At 37.8% G+C, this 9,898-nt stretch carries 9 protein-coding genes; 1 reads left to right on the forward strand and 8 read right to left on the reverse strand.

The features are described from left to right. Positions 1-289 precede the first annotated feature (289 nt). On the forward strand, positions 290-1,636 hold the full coding sequence (locus ACOI1D_RS19580) for a YjiH family protein (RefSeq protein ID WP_422503661.1): 1,347 nt from the start codon (positions 290-292) through the stop codon (positions 1,634-1,636). Positions 1,637-1,707: 71 nt separating this feature from the next. On the opposite strand, the gene ACOI1D_RS19585 is transcribed toward ACOI1D_RS19580, so the two are convergent. The 8 genes from ACOI1D_RS19585 to ACOI1D_RS19620 all read right to left on the reverse strand — a co-directional run bounded on the left by ACOI1D_RS19585 (position 1,708) and on the right by ACOI1D_RS19620 (position 9,814). Next, entirely contained in the window at positions 1,708-2,532 is an 825-nt protein-coding gene (locus ACOI1D_RS19585) for a sugar nucleotide-binding protein (protein ID WP_422503663.1), read from the reverse strand. A 19-nt stretch (positions 2,533-2,551) separates the two neighbouring features. Further along, positions 2,552-3,580 carry an acyltransferase family protein gene (locus ACOI1D_RS19590; protein ID WP_422503664.1) on the reverse strand — a complete coding sequence of 343 codons (1,029 nt, stop codon included), beginning with the start codon at positions 3,578-3,580 and terminating at the stop codon, positions 2,552-2,554. Between the two features lie 185 nt (positions 3,581-3,765). Next, entirely contained in the window at positions 3,766-4,371 is a 606-nt protein-coding gene (locus ACOI1D_RS19595; protein WP_422503666.1) for a flavin reductase family protein, read from the reverse strand. A 117-nt stretch (positions 4,372-4,488) separates the two neighbouring features. Beyond that, complete coding sequence (ptsG, locus tag ACOI1D_RS19600; RefSeq protein ID WP_422503668.1) at positions 4,489-6,525, reverse strand: glucose-specific PTS transporter subunit IIBC; 2,037 nt, start codon at positions 6,523-6,525, stop codon at positions 4,489-4,491. Between the two features lie 167 nt (positions 6,526-6,692). Further along, positions 6,693-7,535 (reverse strand): glucose PTS transporter transcription antiterminator GlcT, encoded by an 843-nt coding sequence (gene glcT / locus ACOI1D_RS19605; RefSeq protein ID WP_422503670.1) that lies wholly within the window; start codon positions 7,533-7,535, stop codon positions 6,693-6,695. A gap of 106 nt (positions 7,536-7,641) precedes the next feature. Beyond that, entirely contained in the window at positions 7,642-8,082 is a 441-nt protein-coding gene (locus tag ACOI1D_RS19610) for an OsmC family protein (protein WP_422503672.1), read from the reverse strand. 50 nt (positions 8,083-8,132) lie between these two features. Further along, a complete protein-coding gene (gene chrA, locus ACOI1D_RS19615) occupies positions 8,133-9,308 on the reverse strand; it encodes a chromate efflux transporter (protein WP_422503674.1) in 1,176 nt (391 codons plus the stop codon). Between the two features lie 146 nt (positions 9,309-9,454). Next, a complete protein-coding gene (locus ACOI1D_RS19620) occupies positions 9,455-9,814 on the reverse strand; it encodes a DUF488 domain-containing protein (RefSeq protein ID WP_422503675.1) in 360 nt (119 codons plus the stop codon). Positions 9,815-9,898: the final 84 nt, after the last annotated feature.

Below are 9,898 nucleotides of genomic sequence, written 5' to 3' on the forward strand. Positions count from 1 at the left end.
AGATGCATTACAGTTACGTCAATTGTTCAAAAAAGGTACAAATTATATGACTACTTGGTATTCAGCACCATCTGACCAAGTTGATCCTGTTCCATTCGAATACAGTATCGACTTAAAGGATAATCATGTTAAAAACAAGTAAGTCTTGATGATTCGCGCCACGCTTTTCAGACCGCTAACTTACTGGTTAGTGGTCCTTTTTTTTCCTAGCTTCTTCACTTGACTAGATTAGGGTTTTGCTATTCTCTTCTTTTCTGTATACTAATATAAAACGGATTGGAGGTTCATTATGGATAATCAGTACAAATTAACAGACCATCTTAAGTTTATCGTACCTTCTTTAATTGGTGTTTTCTTATTTATGACACCTGTCCCAAGTGGTGATGGAATGACCATTCCAATTGCTATAATGGCTGATTGGTTACAATCCATACTTGGTGGTTATTTATCACTTATTATGATGTGGATAATCATAATCACCGCATTAGGTACAGTCATTGTAAAATTCATCGGTGGTGAAAAACTTAATCGAACTCCTTTTTTCAAGCAATTATTCAACGTTACTCCTTTTTGGGCCGTTACACGTGTAGTAGCTGCAGTTTTCGCAGTAATGGTTTACTACCAGCTCGGTTCAGAAGTCATTTACGGTGCAAATACTGGCCAATTACTGCTAGGGTCACTATTACACATCTTATTTGCAGTATTTTTGTTTGCTGGCCTATTCTTACCTTTATTAATGAATTATGGCTTACTGGATCTGTTCGGCACATTAATGACCAAAATCATGCGCCCACTTTTCAGGTTGCCTGGTCGTTCATCCATTGACTCTTTAGCGTCGTGGATTGGTGATGGTACAATTGGTGTTTTGTTAACAAGTAAGCAATATGAGGAAGGACACTATACAAAGCGCGATGCGGCAGTAATTGGTACCACCTTTTCTGTTGTTTCGATCACTTTTACCATTGTCATAATCGAACAAGTTGGACTTGGGCATATGTTTGTTCCGTTTTATTTTACGGTTATTATCGCTGGACTGGTTGCAGCATTGATAATGCCACGGATCCCGCCATTATCCCGAAAACCAAACACCTATATTAGCGATACAGACGACGATATAGATGAATCACCTCCTAAGGGGCAAAGTTTATTAAGCTTTGGTTACAAAAAAGCACTTGATCGGGCAAAGACCGAGTCAAGCGTACTGAAGTTCTTTAAAGAAGGTGGCCAAAATATCCTGGATATGTGGATGGGTGTTGCGCCTATTGTTATGGCATTCGGTCTAGTTGCCTTGATGATTGCCGAATTCACACCTACTTTTACATGGCTGGGAATGCCGTTCATACCACTTCTGGAACTGATGAATATTCCATTTGCGAAAGCTGCATCCGAAACAATTTTAATTGGTTTTGCTGACATGTTCCTACCTGCACTTATCGCAGAATCGATAGATGCAGAGATAACCAGATTTATCATTGCAGCTTTATCGGTTACCCAGTTAATTTATATGTCAGAGGTAGGTGGATTGTTGTTAGGGTCCAAAATCCCAGTATCATTTATCGACTTACTGGTGATTTTCCTACTCCGAACAATTATTACACTACCAATTATCACCTTACTAGCACATATGCTATTTTAGACAGACAAAGCCACTACGAAAAATTTCGTAGTGGCTTTGTGGTGCCTGGCACATTATCCATGTATTCCCATTTATCTAAACTGTTGTTTTGTTACGGTTTTGATTTTGTCTGTTTTTAGTGCTGTGTTTTTGGGTATTTCTGCGTCCACTTCTTCTTGGGTTGTGCTTTTGGATAAGAGTGTTTCGTCATATCCAATTTTGTGGGCGGCTACTTTCATAAAACGGTAAAGTGTTTGCTCATGTTCTGGTCCGACGTGATAAGTACCTGTCACGTCATTAAATACCATTTCCTCAATAACATTTGTTAAATCATCAATATGCACGAAGGTTCTGACCAAATCATCTCGATATTCTATTGGCTGATTAGAACTTAAATGATAAGACAATTTATCTGTCCTTTCGTCTAATTTACCTATAGCATTCTCCCCATAAATTGGCCCAGCCCGTAAAATGACATAATTGGAGAACTCTTTTGTTATTAATTTTTCCGCCTTAACCTTAGCGTTAGTATAATTACTAAAACTATGGTCATCCGGAAGGTGGGACAACGGATCTTCTTCGCTATATGGTCCATTCCCTTGAGAAAAGACAAAGTCCGATGAGATATAAATTAGTTTTGTTTGCGGTGTAAGGTGTGTTAATAAATGCATCAGACCCTGGTCAGTGAGTTTATGTTCATTTGGCCCACTCATAACTGACCAGACAACGACATCCGGTTTTTCACTCTTAAAAAAGTTAGAGAAAGTCTCTGGTTCGTTCACATCCAGCTCGTAGAGATCATCAAACAGTATGGGTTCGTTCAAATACGTACCAACAACTGTTGATTCTGTTTGCTTTAGCTTGTCGTATACAGACGCTCCTACATATCCACTAGCACCAAATACACAAATTTTCATCTTTATCACCTTCCTGTTTTTAATTTTTTACGTGAAGGTTCTCTTTGTGCTGACTTTTACTGACCTGTCGAAACATATTTCTTATTAGTGATATTTTTCCCTCAATAATTGGTTGTAAAACCACCTGAATTGGTTTACTCGACAATACCAGCACAATACTCGCTGCTACTACGGATATCCCAGCAAAATCCAGGATACTATTTACTTTAAATAAATTATTATCCCGGAAAAATTGAACGAAAAATCCATGAAGCAAATAGACATATAGTGTTTGTGTGCCAAATTTTGTAAACACATTTTCTCGCGATGGAATCCACAATAATATACTCAAAGCCATTGCAGATGCTGTTACATAGACTAATAATCTAGCTACAATCCCGTATTCCGGCATGCCTAGGTCGATATATGATTTGGAGGCAAGTAACCATCCGGAATTAATTGTTGGTGCTATATATATAGCTACTGCTACAAACGCCATTACTACAAGTGAACCAATGCGCATACTCTTTCTCTTCATGGACATCATTTGATCTTTGGTCAACCAATATCCAAGCAAGAAAAACGGGAAAAACACAAACGTTCGGGATAAACTGAATGTATGACCAATTTCTCCAAAATACCCCACAAGTAAACCTACTATTAGAGATACTGTGACACTGAGATACATTGGCATTTTTTTAAAAAAGTACAATAACAAATGCCAACTGAATAAACTAAATAAAAACCATAAAGACCAATGTGGATAAAAGATTCCAGTTTGCCAATCATTATGACCCAAATAAAAGTAGTATCCCGAATATAAAACCTGAAAAATAAAATATGGTACGAGGACTTTTTTGGCTAAGTTCATGATATATTTTCTATTCCCTAACCCCTTGGCGAAAAAACCAGCTAAAAAGATGAACGCAGGCATGTGGAACGTGTATATCCACGTATATAACGTGTTCATGCCTAGCGAACCATGCGTGAAGGGCTGAATGATATGACCAAATACTACTAAAAAAATCAAGACTAGCTTTGCATTATCAAAATATGCCGATCTTTCCATTTTTATCCATTCCCTTTGTGTTGAAGTCATCGTGTATATAATGTATACCCACTTCCACACAAAGTACGTAGCCTGAGACACGAATTAATGGGGTTGTTACGGAAACGTAAATGGAATGACATAAATCCTTGAAACAGTAATATTAAAAAAAGAGAAAGCAATTATCGCCTTCTCCACAAATTATTTTATTTATTAAACGCGTCGTTAGGCAGTCTATAAAAATCATTAACAAACGTATAGTCGCCACCCATCCTGCCGACTGGCTTAAGTTTTTCAGGATTTACCTTGTCAGTCTCCATTAGAATTTCATCTTTGATATGGTAGCAAACTAATCGTCCCAAAACAAGATGACTGTTTCCTACTTTTATAACCTGGTCTAATGTACACTCCATATTAACGGGTGCTCCTGCCACTCTTGGAGCACTTACCAATTTACTTTCACTTGTTTTAAGACTAGCTATCTCAAATTCGTTTTCCTCTGGATCAAAGTGTTTACTGGTTTCATACATTTGATTCGCCTGTGCTTCACCAACCATATTGATAACAAATTCGCCTGTCTCTCTTATGTTGGAAAGTGTATCTTTTTCATGGTTCAGGCTTTGTCCAGCACCAATAGAAATACAAAACGTAATTGGATCCATCGAAGCCACTGTGAAAAAGCTGAATGGCGCTAGGTTTTGAATGCCGTTTTTATCTATTGACGAAACCCATGCAATTGGTCGTGGAACAACCGCTCCTTTGATGAGTTTGCTCATATTTCTTTGGTCAAATTGTGTTTGATCGATAATCATCAAGCATCACTCCCTCGGTAATCTTGCTTAAGTATACAGTGAAAGTCAAATTTCTAAAACCCGCCCCTTAATTGGTACTGGGAGCGGGTTAACTAAATTATAACATTCACTACCTGTTTACTTAATCCTGATAATATCTGTTCCCTGTTGTTTTACCTTACCTGACGCTACTATCTCGACTTGTTGGCCTTCTCCAAGGTTAGTAAAAATAATTGGTGTAATAATGGAACGTGCGTTAGCCTCCACATAGTCAAGATCGATCTGCATTAAAGCTTGTCCGCGTTTAACAACATCACCTTCAGCCATTAATAATTCAAAACCTTGACCCTTTAAATTAACTGTGTCAATTCCAATATGGATTAGTATTTCCAGGCCACTGTCCGTTTTTAATCCTATTGCATGCTTTGTCGGAAAAATAGTTACAATTTTACCATCAACAGGTGAAGTTATTCTGCCATTTGAAGGTTTAATTGCAAATCCATCACCCATCATTCTCTCAGAAAAAACTTGGTCCGGAACATCTGTAATAGACATAATTTCTCCTTCTATTGGGCTGATAAAATTAAGGTCACCAGTGCTCAACGGTGCTTCCGCTTGTTTTGCATCATTCGTTATCTCGGAAGCATCATTACGGGTTCGTGGCGTTTTCCCATCAATTATATCCTGTATTTGTCCACGCAATGTATCTGAAATCGGACCAAAAATAGCCTGTATATTATTTCCAATAGTCATGACTCCGGATGCCCCCAACTTTTTTAACTTATTTTTATCAACGTTTTGGGCACTATCGACTGACACACGTAATCTTGTTATACATGCATCAAGGTTTGTTATGTTCTCCTGACCACCCATTGCACTTAGTATATCGTATGGAAGATCCCCTACTTCTCCGTCATCCTCTACATCTTCTGCTTCATCTTCTCGTCCAGGTGTTGCGAGATTAAATTTCAAAATAGCATAACGGAAACCGAAGTAGTAAATTACTGCAAATACTGCTCCTACAACTAGAACCCACCACCACTCGGTTCGTCCTGGTAAAACACCAAACATTAGGAAATCAATAAGTCCACCTGAGAAAGTCATTCCTATTTTTACACCCAATAACGACATAATCATAAAGGATAGTCCAGCAAAAATAGCATGAATACCAAATAAAACTGGTGCGACAAACAAAAAGGAAAACTCAAGTGGCTCGGTTATTCCTGTTAAAAATGATGTCAGTGCACCACTCGCCATTATCCCTCCCACAATTTTTTTGCGACTAGGTTTAGCTGTATGATAAATGGATAAAGCCGCTGCTGGTAATCCGAACATCATAAAAGGAAATTTACCAGTCATAAACGTACCAGCAGTAAATTGTACGCCATCTTCAAGTTGCTCAAAGAAAATAGCCTGGTCTCCACGAATTATATTTCCTGCTTCATTTACATAGCTTCCAAATTCAAACCAAAAAGGTGAATAGAAAATATGATGTAATCCAAACGGTATTAACGCACGTTCAATCACGCCAAATATAAAAGCTGACACATGGATATTTGCATTTAACATAAAATGGGACAGATTGTTCAAGCCTGTCTGTGCATATGGCCAAACAAATAACATAACAATCCCCAGTAGCAATGCAGAAAATGCAGTAATGATTGGTACAAATCGCTTACCAGCAAAGAAACCTAAAAACTGTGGTAACTGTATGTTATAGAACCTTTTATATAAGGATGCGGATAGCAGACCAACGATAATACCACCGAATACACCTGTTTGTAATGTTGGTGTTCCCAACACTTCAGCATAAGCTGCTCCATCAGTCATTTCTAACGTTACCCCACCTAAAACACCCATCGTAACATTCATGATTAAATATCCAATAATAGCTGCGAGTCCAGCGACACCGTCACCATTGGACAAGCCGATTGCCACACCAACAGCAAATAGTAGTGGTAAATTGTCGAAAACAATTCCACCGGACTCTGCCATAACTTCCAATAGCGTTTGGACCCATGGTGTTCCAAAAAAAGGAATTATTTCAACAAATCGTTCTTGAGCAAAGCTGGTACCAAATGCTAATAGAATACCTGCAGCTGGCAGCAATGCAACCGGTAACATTAATGCTTTACCAACCTTTTGCAATGTACCAAAAATATTACTTTTCGACATATAAATTCTCCTTGTTTTATGCAACAACCAATAAATTCTATATAAACAAAAAAGACATGAGAACAAAAAGAATATAAGGATAATCCAGATAGATATGGTATCTATCATTAACCTTTATTTCTTTTCATACTCATGCCTGATCTTATCAGTAACACGTATTAGAAAGTTTATAGAGTTAAACGATGCAGATGTATTGTAATATATACAATCTCTGCTTCATCAACATTTTTATTTAGTCGGTTTTGCATTATTTTTATCAGTTTCCAAGCTAGATTATAGCATACAGGATACTCTGTTTTCAACATTTCTTTTAGCCGAATTTCTGTACTGGGTTTTTCTACATTGTACACGCGTTCAATTGCACGGTGGAAATGCTGTACCAGTCGATGATAATTCACACCTTGTTTATCAAGCTCAATCATCAAGGTTCTTTCAGTTAAATCAACTAGTTCTCCTATAAGTTTGTTATGCCTATTAATATCTTTGATAGATTTGTCTGTTACTGAGCTGTGTATATGTAAAGCGATAAATCCTGTTTCACCTTCTGGAAATTGCACGTCAAATTTTTCATGTATCATGTCAATAATTTCATTTGCAACCTGATACTCTTTTGGATACAGTGACTCAGTCTCAAATAAAAAGGGGTTTGAGAATTGAATCTGTTTTTTTACACGACTAATCGCAAATGCTATGTGATCTGTAAGTGCTACGTGTATATGTTCGTTTAATGGATGGTCCATTCTTGATTCGATATGAACCATTACATCATTCATAAAATCAACCATACCTTCATCAATATTAGGTAGCAGATTTACATAATTCTCACGCTCTTTTTCATTACGTAAAAGAAAGGTTTTCTCAGCTGCATCATTGGTTATTAACGAACCACTTTTTCGGTTGAAACCAATACCCTTCCCGATTAACACCACTTCTTCATAGATTGGATGATCCGCAATAATCACGTTATTGTTCAACACCTTTTGAACTGTAATTGTTTGTTTATTTATCATATTATATCCCATTTCCTGTATCAGGTTCTGCTTATTATTTTCATGATAAATGCATACCGCATGCATTTCAAGCGTGCTGATTGGATAACATTAGTGTTAAATGCGTCTATTTTATTGTTGGCTCAAGTTCCAAGGCGACATTACCCTGGATTGCACGTGAAATCATGCAGCTTTTTTCAGCTTTACTAACTAGTTTTTCAAGCTTGCTATAATCTTCTTTTGTTGCGTCTTTTTTCAAACTTACAAATGGCTTGTGGATAATTTTTTTGTACGTGAATACTCCATTTGTGACATCAACAATACCTTCTGACACTAGTGACATATGATCTAAAGGAAGTTCCGCACGTTCAATCATCGCTGCTAATGTTATCAAATAGCAGGTTGCTGCAGCCCCGAGCAGCATTTCATCAGGATTTGTCCCCACACCGGGTCCATCCATTCCTTTAGGTATTGAGATTTCAGTTTGTAAATTCCCTGCTTCTATATAACCTTTACTGTTTCTTCCACCAGGCCAGCTGGCGTTGAGTTCAAAAATATGTTCCGCCATTAGTTATCACCTTTTCCTTTATTTCATATTACCGCAAATTCAATTGAAAATTAAATGAAAGACAATAGCGTTCCGAGAACTACTCCAATGATTACGATAAGCCATGCAGGTGTTTTCCAAAAATGCATCAGCGAAAATAGAATAGCCGCTAAACCGAAGTCAACTCCGGATGAAATAGCACTTGTAAAAACTGGGTCATAAAATGCTGCAAGTAAAATTCCCACTACACTCGCGTTGACACCAGTCAATATTCCTTGAAAACTTGCACGCTTTCGCAGTTCACCTAAGAATGGTAAAGCTCCTATGATTAATAGAAATGATGGCAAGAAAATGGCTAAAGTTGCAACGATTGCACCAGTAACGCCAGTCAGCATTGCCCCAAGATACCCGGCAAATGTAAACAAAGGTCCAGGTACAGCCTGCGCCATTCCATACCCTGCTAAAAACTCACCTGAGGATAGCATTCCAGTGGGGACCACCTCTTGTTCGAGCAATGGAAGTACGACGTGTCCACCTCCAAACACGAGTGACCCTACCCGGAAAAATATATCCGTGATTTTGATATAGTCATTGGTGGTGCTTTGCGCGAGAATCGGTAACCCAATCAGCAAAACAATGAGCGTAATTATAGAAATGATGCCTTGTCTTTTCGTAATCGATATAACAAATGGCTGCACTTTGGAAACAGCTTGTTTTGCATACATACTAAATCCAACGAGAGCGCCTGCTCCAATAATAATCAACTGTGTAATTGTTGAAGGAAAAAGCAGCATCAAGAGCGCTGCTGCGAGTGCAATAGCAATTCTCGGTCGGTCTGGTGTTAATTTTTTCCCAAGGCCAATAACAGCATGAGCAACAACCGCTACTGCAACTATTTTCAAACTGGCAATCCAAGCCGCTCCTTCAAGTGAGAAACTCTGGTACAGACTAGCAAACAACACGAGTATAATCACAGAAGGTATTGTAAATCCAAGCCAGGAAATAATGCCGCCTAAAAGACCACCACGAAGCATGCCAATCGCAATACCAACCTGACTACTAGCCGGTCCAGGAAGAAACTGACATAAGGCAATAATATCTGCATATGTTTTGTCATCCAGCCATTTTCGTTTATCTATGTATTCTTCCTTAAAATATCCAAGATGTGCAACTGGTCCTCCAAAGGACGTCAAACCCAACTTTAATGAAGCAAAAGCTATTTCTAAAAGAGAATGTTTTTTTTGCATTAGGACCTCCATTAATTATTATTTCCTTTAAAATAACACATCCCGTATCAATCATGTTAGATTTTACATTATTTTTACATTATCTTAACTTTCACAAAGCTGCTAGATTCTAAGCAATGAAAAACTTCACCGGCATGGGTGAAGTTTTATTGGTGATCCAGAATTTCTTTTAGTACACTAGCCTGATTGTATTTTTCCTCTTTTGATGCATAAAGAAGGGTCACGTTTTTGTTGTGTTTCTTTGTTATGTCTTTTAATTCTTTTAGTGCTTCCTGTTGATCGCCTTCATCGAGTTCACGTTTGTACTTTTGTTTAAATTCCTTAAATTTATCTGGATCATGATCAAACCACTTACGTAAATCGTTGGAAGGTCCAATCTCTTTTACCCAGTGATCGAGTTTTGCATCTTCTTTTGACGTACCACGCGGCCAAACACGGTCAACAAGAATACGAACTCCGTCGGAATTGGCTGCTTCATCATAAATGCGTTTCATATTAACAGGCATAAAGTAACCTCCTATTTTACAATATATACAAAACGATACCCGAAATTCAAAAAACTAAGCAACCAACTTTGTTGATTGCTTAGT

Origin of the sequence: Virgibacillus sp. DJP39, from assembly GCF_049310925.1 — a bacterium.
In the GTDB taxonomy this organism is placed as follows: Bacteria; Bacillota; Bacilli; order Bacillales; family Amphibacillaceae; genus Virgibacillus_F.

Coding starts and splice junctions, on each gene's coding strand:
- ACOI1D_RS19580 (WP_422503661.1), top strand. CDS start 290: ATGGATAATCAGTACAAATTAACAGACCATCTTAAGTTTATCGTACCT.
- ACOI1D_RS19585 (WP_422503663.1), bottom strand. CDS start 2,532: ATGAAAATTTGTGTATTTGGTGCTAGTGGATATGTAGGAGCGTCTGTA.
- ACOI1D_RS19590 (WP_422503664.1), bottom strand. CDS start 3,580: ATGGAAAGATCGGCATATTTTGATAATGCAAAGCTAGTCTTGATTTTT.
- ACOI1D_RS19595 (WP_422503666.1), bottom strand. CDS start 4,371: ATGATTATCGATCAAACACAATTTGACCAAAGAAATATGAGCAAACTC.
- ptsG (WP_422503668.1), bottom strand. CDS start 6,525: ATGTCGAAAAGTAATATTTTTGGTACATTGCAAAAGGTTGGTAAAGCA.
- glcT (WP_422503670.1), bottom strand. CDS start 7,535: ATGATAAATAAACAAACAATTACAGTTCAAAAGGTGTTGAACAATAAC.
- ACOI1D_RS19610 (WP_422503672.1), bottom strand. CDS start 8,082: ATGGCGGAACATATTTTTGAACTCAACGCCAGCTGGCCTGGTGGAAGA.
- chrA (WP_422503674.1), bottom strand. CDS start 9,308: ATGCAAAAAAAACATTCTCTTTTAGAAATAGCTTTTGCTTCATTAAAG.
- ACOI1D_RS19620 (WP_422503675.1), bottom strand. CDS start 9,814: ATGCCTGTTAATATGAAACGCATTTATGATGAAGCAGCCAATTCCGAC.